Genomic DNA, 16494 nt, shown 5'->3' on the forward strand with positions numbered 1-16494 from the left:
GGACCTAGCAATCGGTCGCGGTCACCCCGAGATGGTTACGTTCGGTCACCGTCGCCCGAAGCGCCTCGCCAGTCGTCCCAGTGCGCCGCCCGACGAGCGGTGCCAGGCGCGGAAGTCGGCCGCCTGGCTGCCGCCGGAGCGCCCCAACTGATCGGTGACGGCCGAGACTTCACGGCTCGTCAGATGTTGCAGTGCGGGACGCAGGACCTCCTCCAGGAGGGCGCTGCGGGTCTCGTCCCACAGTGGACTCGCACCGGGGTGCGCGCTCCAGGCGGTGAAGCAGTCGGCGGCGTACGAGGGCGTGGTGCGCAGCCGGTCCTGGAGCGGGGCCGAGCGGGCCGTCGCCGCGTACGCGCCGAGCAGGTCCGGGTCGCCGGAGCGGGCCAGGGCGGAGAGCTCGCCCAGCGGGCGCTGCTCGGAGAGCAGGTCGCGGGCGAGGAGGCCGAACACCCGCTGCAGCACGGGGAGTTCGACGGGGTGGGCCGCCGAGCGCAGCGTGAGCGCGGTGGCCACCGGGCCCGCCCCCGCACGCCCTTCGGCCAGCGACTCGGCGAACTCCAGCAGTCGCAGGGCGCCCAGCTGCCGGGTGTCGATCTCGTGCGGGAAGCAGCGGATCAGGTCGGTGGCGAGCGGGGTGACGTCCGGGTCGTCGGCCGGGCCTTCGAGGGCGGCCCGGATCAGCTCCGGATACGTGCCCGCCGTACGGTGCGCGTCCGAACCCGTCTCGCCCAGGATCCAGCGGGCCTCCTGCGGGGTGGGCAGGAGCTCGCCCGGCCAGACCAGCCGGAAGCCGGTGCGCAGGACGAGCGGCTCGATCATGGGGGAGACCCCGGCGGCGCGCAGCACGGTCTGCAGGGTGGAGTCGCGGTCCCCCGTGCCCGCCCCCGGCTCGGCCCCCGGCTCCGGGTACGCGGCGCACATCCGCAGATGCGGCAGGCCCTCCGGGGTCCCGCGCATCAGGTCCGCCGAATGCAGGAGGCGTACCAGCGAGAACGGATTGTCCGGTGCCAACTCATCCAGATGTACGAGGAGTTGGGCATGCAGTGCCGAGTGCCGGGTGAGGGCTTCCTGGACGGCCGCGCCGCGTGCCCGGTCGGGGTCGGCGAGGAGTTCGTGCGCCAGCCGGCGGGCCAGCTCGGGGACGGCGGCCGGATTGTCGTCCTCGGCGGCGAGGAGCGCGGCCAGCTGGGCCGTCGCCTCGGCGGGCACCTTGCCGTCGATGCGCTCGGCGAGCTGCTCCAGAGCGTCCAGTTCGCCGCCGGGGCGAGAGCCGGGAACGGGCGCGCAGAGCGCGCCGAGGAGGGCGGGCCAGTCACCGGCGGACAGTGCGTCGGCGTGCTCCCGGGCCCAGACGGCGGCTGCCGTACGCCCCAGGGAGTCGAGCGGAACCCCGGCGCTGAGCGCGGTGGCCGCCAGCGGACCCGCCTCGAACTCGCCGTCGTAGAGGGAGGGTTGGGCGGCTGCCCGCTTGAAGAGCTCGGGCCGCCCGGCCAGCCAGACCTGCGCGGCGACGGCGGCCCAGGGATCGCCGCCCTGGGCGGTGCGCGCGGCGGCCGAGGTCTGCGGGGAACCATGGGAGCGCGCTCCCGCCCCGGCGGCGCCGAGTCCTGTCCCGGCCTCCGGGTTCTCGCCGGGCCAGGCCCACGGCGGCGGTTCCGGTGCGTCGTCCGGTGCCGTCCCGGTGCGGGCCTCCGTCGAGGTGTGCGTCCAGGCGTCGGTGTGCGGATCCGTCGTCCCGTCGCGCCCCTCCCCGTGCACCCGGAATCCCGCCGCCGGGAACACCACGTCCGGTGACGTCCCGACGATCTGCTGGAGCGCGTGCTCCGGGCGTTCCGCGTACGTCGTGAACGTCAGCCCGTGCGCGTGCTCGCGCGGCAGTGCCGCGCCCAGCACCGCCACCCAGCGCGCGACGTCCGCCGGTTCCTCCTCGACCAGCACCACCGGTTCCGCGCCAGGGTCCTCGCAGAGGCGCCGTACGTCCGCCAGCACGCCCGCCAGGCGCGGCCCGCGCGCGGTCGCGAAGTCCGCCAGGCCGTCCCGGTCGAAGAAGCCCGCGGCGGGGGTGAGCAGTTCCAGCGGTGCGGGAGAGCCGCCCGGGGCGGGTGCGACCGGCGCCCAGCGCGGCGAGTCCCACGCGGTGACGGGCAGCGCGCCGCCCGGCAGCCGCTCCCCGGCGGGCAGGTGCACGGCGTGGGTGTGCGCGGCGCCGGTCTCCGGGTCGGTGGTCGTACGGCTCAACAGGCGGCTGCCGTCAGAGAGTTGGGTCAAGGAGAACGCCGAGGCGGGGAATGCGGCCAGCACCTCCTCGGCCTCGTCGAGGAGCGTGCGCGGGACTTCGGGGCTGACCGCCGTGAACCCGGCGGCCGAAGTGTAGTGAAGCTGGGCCAGGCTCATCAGTCGCTCGCTCCCTTGGTGCGGTGGGTGGGACGACAGGGATGTTGTACCCGGCGCCTTGCTGGCGTACCTCCAAGATCACTTTTCCCTGCGACGGACCTATACCAGCAGATCCCGGCGCTACTTGCTGCGCTTTGCGGGATTTTCATGCTCGTGAGAAGGCGGGAAACGACTCGCTGCGGCTCTTGTGACCACTCCCCGCATCCGCTTATCGTTTGGGGTCAAATGGAAACGCGATGGTGCCGCCCTGTCCGCTCGGACAGCCCGCGCGCCCGGCCCGGTGATCGGGCCGCGAACCCCGGAGGTGCCCCACCGTGGACATTTCGTACGAAGACTGGCTGCTGCGGGCCCACGCGCTCCGGCATCCGACCGGTCATCACATCGACGGCCGCGAGGAGGTGCCCGGCGGCACTCAGGGCAAGGCGGACTTCGCTGTCGTCTCGCCCCGCGACGGGAAGGAGCTGACACGTGTCGCCGACGCGGGCGAGGCCGAGGTGGACCTCGCCGTCGCCGCCGCCCGCCGCGCCTTCGACCACGGCCCGTGGCCCCGCCTCGCCCCCGCCGAGCGCGGCAGGATCCTGCTCGGGTTCGCCGACCTGATCGAGGAGCGGCGCGCCGACCTCGCGCTCACCGTCACCCTGGAGGTGGGCAAGCCGATCTCGGACGCGTACGGCATCGAACTGCGCGCCCTCGTCCACACCTTCCGCTACTACGGCGGTCTCGCCGACAAGCTCACCGACGAGGCCCCGCACACCGCCCCCGACGCCCTCGCCCTCGTCACCCGCGAACCCGCCGGAGTCGTCGGCGCGGTCGTGCCGTGGAACTTCCCGCTCACCCTCGCCGGCTGGAAGATCGCCCCCGCGCTGGCCGCCGGCTGCACCGTCGTACTGAAACCCTCCGAACTGTCGCCGCTCTCCGCGCTGCTGCTCGGCCGGCTCGGTACGGAAGCCGGGCTGCCGGACGGCGTTCTCAACGTCGTCGCGGGCGACGGGCCGACCGCCGGACGCGCCCTCGGCCTGCACCCCGGCGTCGACGTCCTCGCCTTCACCGGATCCACCGCCGTCGGCCGCCACTTCCTGCGCTACGCCGCCGACTCCAACCTCAAGAGGGTGTGGCTGGAACTGGGCGGCAAGTCCCCCCACATCGTGCTGCCCGACGCCCCCGACCTGGAGCAGGCCGCCGCCACCGCCGCCTGGGGCATCTTCTTCAACCAGGGCGAGATGTGCACCGCGCCCTCCCGGCTGCTCGTGCACTCCTCGGTCGCCGACCGGGTGGTCGACGCCGTGGTCCAGAGGGCGCAGGCGCTCAAGGTCGGCGACCCGCTCGACCCGGCGACCGAGATGGGCGCGCTGGCGGGCGAGGCGCACCTGGCGAAGGTCCTCGGCCACATCGGCACGGGCCTCGCCCAGGGCGCCCGGCTGCGCACCGGCGGCGTACGGCTGCACGAGGAGACCGGCGGCACCTACCTGGCGCCGACCGTCTTCGACCGGGTCGGCCGGGACGCGCGGCTCGCCCGGGAGGAGATCTTCGGTCCCGTGCTCTCCGTCTTCACCTTCGACACCGTCGACGAGGCGGTGGAGCTGGCCAACGACACCGAGTACGGCCTCGCCGCCGGGCTCTGGACCTCGAACCTCTCCACCGCCCACCAGGTCTCCCGCCGACTGCGGGCCGGAACCGTCTGGGTCAACTGCTACGAGGAGGGCGACCTCACCGTCCCCTTCGGCGGAATGAAGCAGTCCGGCAACGGCCGCGACAAGTCCGCGCACGCGCTGGAGAAGTACACCGAGCTGAAGACCACCTGGATCCAGCTGTGAGCACCCCTCGCACCCCTCACCTGCGGCCGCTGATCGCGGTCCCGAACCGGTTCGCCGCCTCCACCTCCGCCCTGCGGTACACCGCGGAGGTCACCGCCCGCGCGGTCGTCGACGCCGTGTGGCGGGCGGGCGGCGAACCGTTCATGCTGCACCCGTACGCACCCGGGGGAGCGGCCGACCCGGCCGGGGTCGGCGCCCGCCTCGCCCGCTGCGACGGCGTACTGCTGCCCGGAGGCGGCGACTTGGCCCCGTACCGCTACGGCGCGGCCGACGCCCACGAGAGCGTGTACGACGTCGACGCCGAGCAGGACGCCTTCGACCTGGCCGTGGCGCACGCCGCCCTCGGCGCGGGCCTGCCCCTGTTCGCGATCTGCCGCGGCCTCCAGGTCGTCAACGTCGCCCTCGGCGGCACCCTCCAGCAGGACATGGGCGGCCCCGAGTGCGCGCACCGGCACCTGGTCCACCCGGTCACGCTCAAGCCGGGCTCGGCCGTCGCGGTCGCCGCGGGGGCCGACAAGGTGAACGCCTCCTGCTACCACCACCAGCGCGTCGACGCACTCGGCAAGGGGCTGCACCCCACCGCCTTCGCCGCCGACGGCACGGTCGAGGCCATCGAACTCGCCCCGGCCCAGGGCTGGTTCGTCGCCGTCCAGTGGCACCCGGAGGACACCGCGGCGCGCGACCGCACGCAGCAGGGGCTGTTCGACGCACTGGTGCGCGCGGCGGCCGCCCGCAACTGACGCTCAGTCAGCCGGGTTCGCCCCGCCCTGGGCGATCAGCCCCCTCCCGGAGCGATCAGCCCCGTCTCGTAGGCGAAGACGACGGCCTGGATGCGGTCGCGCAGGTCCAGCTTCGCCAGGATACGGCCGACGTGGCTCTTGACCGTGGCCGGGCTGAGGAACAGCCGGGAGGCGAGTTCGGCGTTGCTGAGGCCCGTCGCGAGCAGGCGGAGCACCTCAAGCTCGCGCGGGGTCAGGCCGGACGGGTCGCGGTGCGGGGCGGCGGTCCGCGGTTCCTCGTGCGGGGCGAAGCGCTCGATCAGCCGACGGGTGATCGCGGGGGCGAGGAGGGCGTCGCCGGTCCGCACCAGGTGCAGGGCGGACACGAGGTGTTCGGGGGAGGCGTCCTTGAGGAGGAAGCCGCTGGCGCCGGCCGTGAGCGCGGCGTAGACGTAGTGGTCGAGGTCGTACGTGGTGAGGATGATGACCCGCGTTCCGGTCAGGCCCGCGTCGCCGATGATGCGCCGGGTGGCCTCGATGCCGTCCATCCCCGGCATCCGGATGTCCATGAGGACGACGTCGGGCCGCGTACGGCGGACCGCTGCGACGGCCTCGGCCCCGTCGGCCGCCTCGGCCGTGACCTCGATGCCGTCCGCCGCCAGGATCATCTTGAAACCGGTGCGTACGAGGGCCTGGTCGTCGGCGATGACGGCGCGCAGGGGCGGCTGGTCCGTGCTCGTGCGGTGGTGCACGGGGTGGTTCATGTTGTCGTTCGTGCGGTGCTCCGCGTGGTGGTTCATATGCTGCTCCGCGGGATACGGGCCGTGACCTGGTAGCCGCCGGTCATCGTCGGCCCGGCGGTCAACTCGCCCCGGTAGACGGCCAATCGCTCGCGCAGTCCCAGGTGGCCACGGCCGTTGCTCTCCACCGGCGGGGCGTCACTGCCGCCGCCGGTGTCCGTGACCTCGATCTCCAGGGAGCCGTCGGTGTGGTCGATGGTCACGGACGCCTCCGCGCCGCGCGCGTGCTTGATGGTGTTGGTCAGCGCCTCCTGCACGACGCGGTACGCCGCGAGGTCCACGCCCGGTGGGAGCGGGTCCGGCGGCAGCGACACCTCGACGCTCACGGGCGTACCGGCGGCGCGCACCCGTGCGACCAGTGCGTCGAGCTGCGCGAGGCCGGGCTGGGGTTCCAGGCCGTCGGGCCTCTCGTGGTCCGGAGCAGCCAACAGGCCCATCACGTGGCGCAGTTCGGCCATCGCGGCCCGACCACCCGCCTCGACGGCGAGCAGTGCTTCCTTCGACTGCTCGGGCACCACGTCCATCACTTTGCGGGCCGCGCCCGCCTGGATCACCATCACGCTCACATTGTGGGTCACCACGTCGTGGAGTTCGGCGGCGATCCGTGCGCGCTCCTCCTCGACGGCCCGGCGCGTGGCCTCCTCCTGGGCCTCCTGGAGTTCCGTGACCCGGGCCCGGCTGCCCGCCAGTTTCAGCTGCAGGAAGCGGACGAGGCTGGCCAGCATCCCGGCCACCAGCAGGACGAATCCCGGGCTCGACCAGCTGGGGAGCACGGGTTCCGCATCGCGGAGAGCGACCCCGGACAGCACGGCGGCGATCACCAGGACGGCGAACGCCGTCGTCCGGTAACGGCTGTGCACGACGGCGCTGTAGGCGCCGACGACACAGGCCAGGACGGTGATCCAGGAGGCGGAGCCGCCGATGGCCAGTGCCGCGCTCAGCACCACCACGAACAGCGACAGCGGATACCGGCGCCGGGCCGCCAGCGGCAGCGTCGACAGGACGACCAGCAGCCAGGGCACGGAGGAGGGCTCGTCCTCCACGGGCACCTGACCGGGGGTGGGCAGCGGGGGCGGAGCAGGGTGTCCGGTCCGGGGGTCGGGCGGGGGAGGCTGAGCCGGGAGCCCGGCCCCGACATCGGCATGCGGAGGGTTGATGTTCACCGGCCCTTCGCCGGGATAGTGCACCGCCACGAACAGGGCGACGACGGTCAGTACGACCGCCAGCACCACATCGGCGCGCACCGCCCGCCGGGACAGCGGGGCCGCCTTCGCCTCCGGGCGCAGCGCGTCGAGGAGCTGCTGATGCCAGTTCCGGCTCCAGTTCCAGCTCCGGCTCCGGCCGCGCCGGTCTTCCGTCTCCATCCGCACATTGTGCTGCGCCCTCCACCAGGCCCGCGTCCGCCTGTGTGATCAAGGTGCGCTCCCCGAGGCCTAGTTCGCAGGGATGACTCGCGGCCGGATCCTCCGCGGGGAGGGTCTGTTGTGGGTTCCGCGGCTCGGACCGCTCACGCTCAGCGTCGCCCAGGGGGAGGCCCTTGCCGTGACGGGGCCTTCCGGCAGCGGCAAGTCCACGCTGCGTACGGGGCGGGGCGTACGGGCCCGGGGCGGACCCGAATCGTGGACCGGATCCCACCCCCGTGTTGAACTTCAACCCTGAACGCCGGCGCAGCAGCACGCCCGGAAAACTGATCGGAGCTCAGACATGACCACACCCCGACCCGTCGTCGCGGTCCTCGGCACCGGAACCATCGGCGCCCCCGTCGCCCGCAACCTCGCCAGGGCCGGATTCACCGTCCGCGCATGGAACCGTACGAGGGCCAAGGCGGAGGCCCTCGCGGCCGACGGCGTGCGCGTCGCCGACACCCCGGCCGACGCGGTCGACGGCGCCGGGGTCGTCCTGACCGTCCTCACCGACGGCCCCCGCGTCCTCGATGCGGTCCAGGCGGCGAAGCCCGCTCCCGGCACCGTCTGGGTGCAGGTCAGCACCGTCGGCGAGGAGGTCGACAAGCTCGCCGCGTACGCGACCGGGGCCGGGCTGGTCTTCGTGGACGCCCCCGTGCAGGGCACCCGACAGCCCGCCGAGGAGGGGAAACTCGTCGTCCTCGCGGCAGGGCCGCAGTCGGCGCGGGACACGGTCCAGCCGCTCTTCGACGTCATCGGCTCGCGCACCGTCTGGGTCGGCGACGACGGTACGACCGGTGCGGCCAGCCGCCTCAAGCTCGTCCTCAACACCTGGGTGATCGCCCTCACCAACGGCGTCGGCGAAGTCCTCTCCCTGGCGAAGGGGTTGGGCGTCGACCCGCGCCACTTCCTCGACGTCGTCTCCGGCGGCCCGACGGACAGCGGCTATCTCCAGGGCAAGTCGGCGGCGATCCTGAGCGGCGACCTCACCCCCAGCTTCACCGTGGACAACGCGGAGAAGGACGCCCGCCTGGTGGTGGAGGCGGCCGGGCGCGCGGGCCTGCGCCTGGACGGCACCGAGGCCGGCCGGGACCGCTTCCGCCGCGCCTCCGCGCAGGGGCACGGCGGCGAGGACATGGCGGCCGGATACTTCGCGAGCTTCGACGAGAAGTGAGTGAGTGAGTCAGTGAAGCGGTCAAGTCCCCTTCTTCGCAGGGGACTTGATCAGCCCTTCGCGCGCCGACCGCTGCGGCGCGGCGGGGGCTCCGCGCCGTTCAGCAGTTCGCGCCGCCGCTCCTCGCCGTGCTCCTCCACCTGTACGACGATGCGACGCAGGGCGTCCGCAGTCGACTTGCACTCGTCCTCGTTCAACTGCTGTGCCACGAAGGCCTCTTCGGCGTTCAGTTCGGGGAAGACCCGGCGCATCAGCTTCTCGCCCTCCTCGGTCAGGCTGAGCAGCACCCGCCGCCCGTCCGAGGGGTGGTCGGTGCGCCGCACCAGCCCGCGCCCTTCGAGCGTGCGGGCCACACCGGTCAGCGTGCCCTTGGAGATGCCGGCCTCCTCGGCGACGAACCGGGTCTCGCGCTCGCCCCAGATCCACACCACCCACAGCACCACGAACGCCGTCCAGGTGAGGTCAGAGCCGCGCAGCACCGAGTTCTCGAAGTGGCTGCGGACGGCCGCCGCGGCGCGGTGGATGTTGGCGATGACCGCCATCTGCTCGTGCTGGATGGGGATGCCGCCGAGCTTGTTCTCGACCAGCTTCTCGGTCTCGATGATGGAACGCTGGCCGGGCACAGGCTCTCCTTCGGACACACACCTAGCGGTTCGGTCGTTCGGTACCAAAGTGTACGTGCGGCCGAATCCCTGGTCAGAGGCCCGGAAGCGGGCCCGCGGGCAGCCGGAACGCATCAGTCCACGGTCCGGGCCGCCCGTCGGGCGTACGGCAGCCGGGACAGTCCGGCGCACAGCAGCAGTGCCGCAGGAACGGTCAGCGCCAGCCAGGTCGCGGTGGTCGCGTTCCCGCCGATGAGGGTGGGGAAGTTGGTCACCACGAGGAAGATGGCGCCCGCGATGCCGAGCGCCCCGAGCAGCGGGGCGATCAGCGTGTTCCAGACCCGGTCGTCCTGCCGGGTGCGGCGGAAGAAGACGATCACCGACACCGACGTCAGGAAGTACAGCACCGTGATCGCCAGCGCCGCGATGCCGCTGAACCAGGAGAACATCGTCAGCACCGGATCCTTGCCCAGCAGCGCGAACGGCAGCGCGAGCGCCGCCGCCGTCAGCGTCTGGACCACACCGGCCGCCCACGGTGACTGCCGCTTGTTGAGTGCCGACAGCCCGCGCGGGAGCAGACCGTCGCGGCTCAGCGAGAAGAGGTACCGGTTGGCCGAGTTGTGGAAGGCGACGATGCCCGCGAAGAGGGAGGTGGCGAGGAGGAACGGCAGGACGTCGTTGGTCCAGGCCCCGAACCGCGCGGCCACCGGCGCGAACACGAAGGCCGCCCCGTCACCGCCCTCCAGCGCGGCCCCGGCCGCCGCCGCGCTCTTCGACGCCCCGTACGACGCGACCACCATCCACGTGGTGAACGCGAAGAAGGAGGTCACGACCGCGACCGACAGGTACGTGGCGCGCGGCACGGTCTTCGCCGGATCGCGCGCCTCCTCCCCGTAGATCGCCGTGGCCTCGAAGCCCAGCATGGAGGCGAGGGCGAAGACGAGGGCCACGCCGGGTGCGCCGTCGAGCATGGCGGAGGGCGAGAACGACGCGCCCGCGTTCAGCCCCTCGGGACCGCCGCCCTGGAGCAGTGTCACGATGCCGAAGGCCAGCAGGATGCTGAACTCGGCGAGCACGAACACCGCGACGACCTTCGCACCCACCTCGATGCCCAGCACGCCGAGCAGTTCGACGAGCGCCATGGTCACGAACGCGCAGGCCCACCACGGCACTTCGATGCCCGCGTGGACGTCGAACAGCCCGCTGACCGTGGCGCCGAACAGCCCGTACATCGCCGCCTGGACGGTGTTGTACGCGAGGACGGCCACCCCCGCGCTGCCGATGCCGGTGCTGCGGCCGAGCCCCTTGCCGATGTACGTGTAGAAGGCGCCCGCGTCGACCACGTACCGGCTCATCGCCACGAAGCCGACGGAGAAGAGCAGCACGATGCCCCCGGCGACGGCGTACGCCGCCGGGGTGCCGGGGCCGTTGCCGAGGGCGATCGCGATCGGGGCGGCCCCGGCCATGCCGGTCAGCGGGGCCTGCGCGGAGAGGACCAGGAAGAGGATGCCGAGGGCGCCCAGGGCGCCCCGCTTGAGGGTGCGGGGCGCGTCACCTTCGGGTACTGGCGGAGCCTGCCGGGCTCCCGTCCGTCGTACGGCCACGGCCGGTCAGCCTCGCCGGGGCGCGCGGACGCCGCGGAACTCCCAGTCGCCGCCGAAGGCCGTCGAGACGACCTCCTCGGACTCGGTGGGCTGCGCGCCGCAGTCGTCGCGGACGGGAACGGGACCCGACACGATGTGGTTCGTCAGCCTCCCGAGCCCCTCCACCTCGACCTCGACGACGTCACCGGGCTGTACGGGGCGCGAGTTGGCCGGCGTACCGGAGAGGAGGACGTCGCCCGGGTGGAGGGTGATGGTGCGGGCGATGTCGGCGACCAGGTAGTGCATGTCCCACTCCATCTCGGAGGTGGAACCGTCCTGCACGACCTTGCCGTTGACGTACGTACGCAGGTACTTGTCGTGGAAGTCCCAGTCGGTGACGAGACCGGGGCCGAGCGGGCAGAGGGTGTCGGAGCCCTTCACACGGAGCATCGAACCGGCGTCGGTGTCGCGGAAGTCGTGCAGGCCGTAGTCGTTGCCGACGGTGTAACCGGCGATGTACTCCCCGGCATCCCCCGGCGAGATGTTGCGCGCGGTCCTCCCGATGACGATCGCCACCTCGCCCTCGTAGTTGAGGTACTTGCAGCCCTCGGGGCGGACGACCGCGCCGCCGTGCGAGTTGAGGGAGGAGGTCGGCTTGTGGAAGTACGTCGGGGCCTGGGCCAGCCCGATCCGGAACTCCTCCACCCGGCTGCGGTGGTTGAGGTGCACGGCGATCACCTTGGACGGCACCACCGGAGGCAGGTGCCGGGCTTCGGCGGCCTTGATGCGCCGCCCGTCCGCCGACACCAACTCCTCGCCCTCACGGACCACTTGGGTGACGGCGCCGTCGAGAAGGACGCGGCGGTACTCAGGCATGGGAGGTCTCCTGCCGGTTGATTTCGCTGTGCCGAGGGGGTGCGGTCCAGCCGCCGTCGGGGCGGTCGAACCAGAGGTGCACCTGGCCGGTGCCGACGGAGTTCTCGTACGCGCTGTACAGACGGCCGGGAGCGGTGCAGCGCTCCTCGCCGAGGGCCCCGGCCATCATCAGGTAGTGCCCGAAGCGGGCCTCCGGCTTGTACGTGTAGAACTCCGGCATGGTGCGCAGGACTTCGTCGTGCCGGCCCTGCTCGAACCAGGCGATGCGCTCGTGGTCGGCCGCACGGGCGCCGGCGCTGAAGATGTGGCTGGGGTCGCTGGACTCGTGGTCGCGCAGCTCGCGCAGCGACCAGAAGGTGTGCGACAGGGCGCCCGACGCGATGACGATCACCTTGCGGTCGGTGGCGGCGATGCCGTCGGCGAGGGCGCGGCCGAGCCGCAGGTTGTCCTCGGTGTCGGCGGTCTGGCAGACCCCGATGGACACCCACTTCTTGTCGGTGAGGCCTTCGCCGAGGTACTTCCACAGATTGATCGTGGCGTAGTACACGGGCAGGTACGGGTCGTCGATCGGGGTGATCCACGTCCCGTGCGTGTCCGCGAACCCGGCGATGCTCGCGGCCAGTTCGGGGTCTCCGGGGTAGTCGTACGGCACGCGGCACATGCCGCGCGGCAGCTCCTCGGAGGTGAAGAGCCCGGCGCGGCGGTGCTGGGCGGCGACGACGTACTCGACGGTGGTCGCCCAGTGCGAGTCGAGGACGACCACGGTGTCGTAGTCGAGCTTCTCGAAGACGTCCGCGCGGAGCCTGCGCAGTCCGGGGACGAGGCTGATCTCACGGCCCTCGTTGAGCTCCTTGCGGGTCTCCTCGGGCAGAACGATGGTGGGTACGTGCGAGAGCAGCCCCGCACCGACGATTTCACCCATGATCCGAACCTGATTCCTGTGTAGTGGAGGTCTGCTGTGTAGTGAAGGTCTGCTGTGCGGTGAAGGTCTGCTGTGCGGTGACGGTGTTCTTGAGGTCGCAGTAGAAGTCGAAGCTCCAGGTGCCGCCCTCGCGGCCGACCCCGGACCGGCGGGAGCCGCCGAAGGGGGCGCGGAGGTCGCGCACGTAGAAGCAGTTGACCCAGACGGTGCCCGCGACGAGGCGTGCGGCGATCCGGTCGGCGTGCGCGCGGTCGCCGCTGACGACGGTCGCGGCGAGACCGAAGCGGGTGCCGTTGGCGAGGGCGATCGCTTCGTCGTCGCTGCTGAAGGTCTGGAGCGTGAGCACCGGGCCGAAGATCTCCTCCTGGACGGCTTCGGCGTCCTGGCCGAGCCCGGTGAGGAGGGTGGGGCGGTAGTAGAGGCCGCCGAGGCGCTCGTTGAGGTCGGTGTTCGGCCCGCCGCCGATGACGGCCGTGGCTCCGGCGGCGACTGCTCGCTGCACGAAGCCGTCGATCTTTTCGAGCTGCCGGGCGTGGATGTTGGGCCCGATGTCGGTGGCGGTGTCGCGGGGGTCGCCCTGGGTCAGATTGCTTGCTCTGCCGATGAACCGTTGAGTGAATTCCGCTTCGATCGACTCGTGCACGAGCAGACGCGTGCCCGCGAGGCAGACCTGACCTGCGTTGTCGTACTGCTCGACGGCGAGCTCCACGGCGAGGTCCAGGTCCGCGTCGTCGAGGACGAGGAGGGGGGACTTGCCGCCGAGTTCGAGGGAGGTGGGGGTGAGGTTCGCGGCGGCGGCCGTCGCGATGTGCTGGGCGGTCGGCACCGACCCGGTGAAGCTGATGCGGCGTACGTCCGGGTGCTCGACGAGGGCCTGACCGGCCTCGGCCCCGTACCCCTGGACGACGTTCAGCACGCCGGCGGGCAGACCGGCCTCGGCGGCGATGTCGGCGAGGAGGGAGGCGGTGAGGGGCGACCACTCGGCGGGCTTGAGGACGACGGTGTTCCCGGCGGCGAGGGCGGGGGCTACCTTCCAGCTCTCCATCATGAGGGGCGCGTTCCACGGGGTGATGAGGACGCAGGGTCCGGCGGGGTCCCAACTCACGTGGTTGCGGCGGGTGTTGGAGTGCACTTCGGTGTGCGTTTTGGTGTCGAAGTCGGGGTGGGAGAGGTTGTTGGTCAGCCAGTCGGCGAAGAAGCGGAAGTTGTGGGCGACGCGGGGCATGACGCCGCGGCGGTGGGAGCGGACGAGAGCGCCGTTGTCGGCGGTCTCGACCTGGGCCAGCTCTTCCAGCCGCTTTTCGACGCCGTCGGCGATGGCGTGGAGGATGCGGGCGCGGGCGGGCGGCGGGGTGGCCGCCCAGGCGGGGAAGGCGGCTTTCGCGGCGGCGACGGCGGCGTGGGCTTCGGGCTTGCCGCCGCGGGAGATCTGGGCGAGTTCGGTGTTGTCGATGGGGGAGAGGTCGGGGAAGGTCTCGCCGGAAGCCGATTCGCTGCGTCGGCCGTTGATCCAGTGGCGGGTGTCGATGTGGACGCCGGCGATGGTGGGGGTGGGGGTTGGGGTGGGGTGAGGAGGCATGTGGGTTCCTGGGGGTTGGTGGGTCGGTGTTCGGCGGGTGCGAGTGGGGCGGGTGGTGCGGGTGGGGGCGCTGCGCGGGCTGGTCCCCTACCCGCCCCTTCCCGACTGTGACATTTGCGGCTCCGCCGCGTGAGGGGGCGAGCCCCCGGGCCCCCGGGTGGGTGTGCTTGTGCGGGTGCGTGGGGGCTGGTCGCGCAGTTCCCCGCGCCCCTAAATGCATGGCCCGCGCGGGGAACTTCAGCCCGCGCAGCGAACTTCAGCCTGTCCGGCGTTTGAGGACGCGCGGCGGAGCCGTGCACCGGGCGCAGCCCGGGACATCAGCCCCCACCGGCGCGAGCCGTGACCCGTCTTTGCCCCGCGGCCAGCGGTTTAGGGAAGGGGCGGGGAGGGGCAAGCGCCGCAGGCAAGGCCAGCCACCCACCGCCCCGCACGTGCCCGGAGCCCGGACCCGGCCGGGCAGGGGCGGGGATCGCGCCCCGCCCCACCCCCACCCCCGCCCCTATTCCGCTCCGGACGTCCCCGACTCCAACAGCCGACCCCCGTCCCACACCACCCCCACCTGCCGGAAGTACGCCCCGATCGGTTCTCGGATCTCCAGTCGGGCCAGTTCCTCCGTCGGCGACTCGAAGAGGGAGAGTTCCGCGTCCGCGGCCCACGCCGGGCCCGCCTCGAACGACGCCGCGCCCGCCTCGACCAGCTCGTCCAGGGCCAGCCCCTTTCCCTTCTCCACGGAGGGGAGCCACCGGTTGTGGATCATCGGGTGCCCGTTGACGAACCCGTTCGTCGCGCTCTCCTCGCGCAGGGTGAACACCGCCTCCGCCAGCCTTCGGTCCGCTGCCGCCAAGGTCGCCCCGAAGCGCGCTCCCGCCTCGATCCGGGGCGAAGGACCGTACGGATGCGGCCGCGTCTGGTGGATCGACCCGAGCTTCTTCGGGTACCCCTGGTGCAGCCCCCGCGCGATCGCGAAGTCCTTGTCCACCCAGATGTAGACGCACCGCGAGTACGTCCGGCCCCGGTACGTGCAGCGCACCACCGCGAACGCCTCCCTGTACTGCGCCCGTACCGGGTCGAGCAGTTCCTCGCGCGACGACGAGCAGGACTGCCAGTCCGCCCAGACAAGGGCCACCGCTCCCGGGTCCTCGGCCGCCAACTCCAGTGGTGCGGGCAGGAGTTCACGTACCCGCTCCGGATCGGTCCGGTACTCGACGGTCAGCAGGTCGCCGGAGTACTGCCACGGCGGCGCCGGAATCAGTGACGAAGAGCCGGTCGCCGTCTTGGGGTGGAAGTAGCCGCGAACGGTGCTCACTTCAGTGCTCCTTGGGGAGTAGGGGAAGAGGCAGGAGTGGGAGCTGGAGCCGGAGTGGGAGCGGGAGTGGGAGCCGGAGCGGGAGCGGGAGACCGAAGAGCGGCGCCGGTCGAAACAGCCAGCTCGGCACGCCGTACCGCCGCCCACCCCAGCGCCATCGGCCCCCCGAGCCCCATGACGCCCACGAGCCGCCCAGTCCGGTCGTGGTACCCGACCAGCAACTCGCCGTCGAGGTCGCCCGCCAGTACCCGCACGTCCCCCGTGCCCAGTCCGGGCGCGCCGAAGGACTGGAGCCGGAAGTCGTACTGGTCGCTCCAGAAGCACGGCAGCGGCGCGAAGGGCGCCGCCTCGTCCACCTTCCCGACCAGCACCTTCGCCGCGTGCTTGGCGGCGTCGCCCGGCATGGACCAGTGCTCGACGCGTCGCGCCGTACCGTCGAACCGCGCATTGGGGAAGCGGGCCACGTCGCCGACCGCGACAACGCCCTCCGCCACCCTCAGCTGCCCGTCGCACAGCACCCCGTCGCTCAGGTCGAGCCCGTTTCCCGCCAGCCACTCCACGTTGGGGAGCGAACCGACCGCTTCGACGACGACGTCCGCCTCCACCCGCGACCCGTCGTCGAGCACGACGCCGGTCACCCGTTCGTCGGTGCCAGTGCCAGTGCCAGTGCCAGTGCCGCTGCCGGTGAACCGGGCCACCGTACGGCCGAGGGCCAGACGCACGCCCTGCGCCCGGTGCCGCTCCATCAGCACACCGGCGAGCAGTTCGCCCAGCGCGCCCAGCATCGGCAGCGGTACCGGGTCGACGACCGTCACTTCGGCGCCCAGACCGCGCGCGGTCGCGGCGATCTCGCAGCCGATGAAGCCCGCGCCGACGACGACCACCCGCGCGCCCGGCCGCAGCGCGGGCTGAAGGGCGCGGGCGTCGTCGAGGGTACGGACAGCGTGCCGGCCCCCGGCCGGTCCCGGTGCCGCGAGGCGTCGCGAGCGCAGCCCGGTCGCGACGACCAGAGCGCCGTACGGGAGCACCTCTCCGCCGTCCAGGGTGACCGTCCGTCCCGCGAGGTCCGCGGAGAGCACGGTCGTACCCGTCCGCCACACCACGTCGGACGCGGCGGGCTTCGGCCGGAAGGTCAGCGAGTCGAAGTCCGCCTTCCCCGCGAGGACCTCCTTGGAGAGGGGCGGACGGTTGTAGGGCATGTGCGTCTCGGCGCCGACGACGACGAGTTCGCCCGTGAATCCGGCCCGGCGCAGCTGTTCTGCGGTGCGCAGTCCGCCGAGGGAGGCCCCGGCGACGACGATGCGGTCGGTGCTCATGGGCGG

General features: G+C 72.4%; 13 protein-coding genes and 1 pseudogene. 4 read left to right on the forward strand and 10 right to left on the reverse strand.

All coding sequences use genetic code 11. From position 1 onward, the window contains the following. Positions 1-45: 45 nt before the first annotated feature. A complete protein-coding gene (locus ACH4SP_RS06345) occupies positions 46-2394 on the reverse strand; it encodes a GTPase-associated protein 1-related protein (RefSeq protein ID WP_398410225.1) in 2349 nt (782 codons plus the stop codon). Between the two features lie 314 nt (positions 2395-2708). Here ACH4SP_RS06345 and ACH4SP_RS06350 point away from each other — a divergent pair, with 314 nt between their 5' ends. After that, positions 2709-4208, forward strand: coding sequence for an aldehyde dehydrogenase (locus ACH4SP_RS06350; protein WP_398410228.1), 1500 nt, complete (start codon positions 2709-2711; stop codon positions 4206-4208). Then, positions 4205-4948: a gamma-glutamyl-gamma-aminobutyrate hydrolase family protein gene (locus ACH4SP_RS06355; RefSeq protein WP_398410232.1), complete on the forward strand. Its 744-nt coding sequence runs from the start codon at positions 4205-4207 to the stop codon at positions 4946-4948. Before ACH4SP_RS06350 ends, ACH4SP_RS06355 begins: the two co-directional genes overlap by 4 nt. A 35-nt stretch (positions 4949-4983) precedes the next feature. Here ACH4SP_RS06355 and ACH4SP_RS06360 read toward each other — a convergent pair whose 3' ends face one another. Together ACH4SP_RS06360 and ACH4SP_RS06365 are read right to left on the reverse strand one after the other, a co-directional pair. Then, positions 4984-5691: a response regulator gene (locus tag ACH4SP_RS06360; protein WP_398411768.1), complete on the reverse strand. Its 708-nt coding sequence runs from the start codon at positions 5689-5691 to the stop codon at positions 4984-4986. 32 nt (positions 5692-5723) lie between these two features. Then, a complete protein-coding gene (locus tag ACH4SP_RS06365) occupies positions 5724-7091 on the reverse strand; it encodes a sensor histidine kinase (RefSeq protein ID WP_398410238.1) in 1368 nt (455 codons plus the stop codon). Between the two features lie 82 nt (positions 7092-7173). On the opposite strand from ACH4SP_RS06365, the pseudogene ACH4SP_RS06370 reads away from it, so the two are divergent. Further along, a pseudogene (locus ACH4SP_RS06370) lies at positions 7174-7305 on the forward strand (ATP-binding cassette domain-containing protein); the annotation flags it as partial. Positions 7306-7431: 126 nt separating this feature from the next. Continuing rightward, complete coding sequence (locus ACH4SP_RS06375; RefSeq protein WP_398410241.1) at positions 7432-8304, forward strand: NAD(P)-dependent oxidoreductase; 873 nt, start codon at positions 7432-7434, stop codon at positions 8302-8304. 50 nt (positions 8305-8354) lie between these two features. On the opposite strand, the gene ACH4SP_RS06380 is transcribed toward ACH4SP_RS06375, so the two are convergent. The 7 genes from ACH4SP_RS06380 to ACH4SP_RS06410 form a co-directional block, all read right to left on the reverse strand. Further along, entirely contained in the window at positions 8355-8927 is a 573-nt protein-coding gene (locus ACH4SP_RS06380; protein ID WP_398410246.1) for a MarR family winged helix-turn-helix transcriptional regulator, read from the reverse strand. Between the two features lie 113 nt (positions 8928-9040). Beyond that, positions 9041-10429, reverse strand: a complete 1389-nt coding sequence (locus ACH4SP_RS06385) for an APC family permease (protein WP_398411769.1) — start codon at positions 10427-10429, stop codon at positions 9041-9043. An 87-nt stretch (positions 10430-10516) separates the two neighbouring features. Beyond that, on the reverse strand, positions 10517-11365 hold the full coding sequence (locus ACH4SP_RS06390; RefSeq protein WP_398410249.1) for a fumarylacetoacetate hydrolase family protein: 849 nt from the start codon (positions 11363-11365) through the stop codon (positions 10517-10519). Then, on the reverse strand, positions 11358-12287 hold the full coding sequence (locus ACH4SP_RS06395; RefSeq protein WP_398410253.1) for a 3,4-dihydroxyphenylacetate 2,3-dioxygenase: 930 nt from the start codon (positions 12285-12287) through the stop codon (positions 11358-11360). The genes ACH4SP_RS06390 and ACH4SP_RS06395 overlap by 8 nt, the downstream gene beginning before the upstream one ends. Continuing rightward, a complete protein-coding gene (locus ACH4SP_RS06400) occupies positions 12280-13866 on the reverse strand; it encodes an aldehyde dehydrogenase family protein (protein WP_398410257.1) in 1587 nt (528 codons plus the stop codon). Before ACH4SP_RS06400 ends, ACH4SP_RS06395 begins: the two co-directional genes overlap by 8 nt. Positions 13867-14365: 499 nt before the next feature. Then, positions 14366-15172: an acetoacetate decarboxylase family protein gene (locus ACH4SP_RS06405; RefSeq protein ID WP_398410260.1), complete on the reverse strand. Its 807-nt coding sequence runs from the start codon at positions 15170-15172 to the stop codon at positions 14366-14368. After that, complete coding sequence (locus tag ACH4SP_RS06410) at positions 15169-16488, reverse strand: NAD(P)/FAD-dependent oxidoreductase (RefSeq protein WP_398410262.1); 1320 nt, start codon at positions 16486-16488, stop codon at positions 15169-15171. The genes ACH4SP_RS06405 and ACH4SP_RS06410 overlap by 4 nt, the downstream gene beginning before the upstream one ends. Positions 16489-16494 lie beyond the last annotated feature (6 nt).

The sequence above is a fragment of the Streptomyces sp. NPDC021093 genome (assembly GCF_044333135.1).
Lineage (GTDB): Bacteria > Actinomycetota > Actinomycetes > Streptomycetales > Streptomycetaceae > Streptomyces.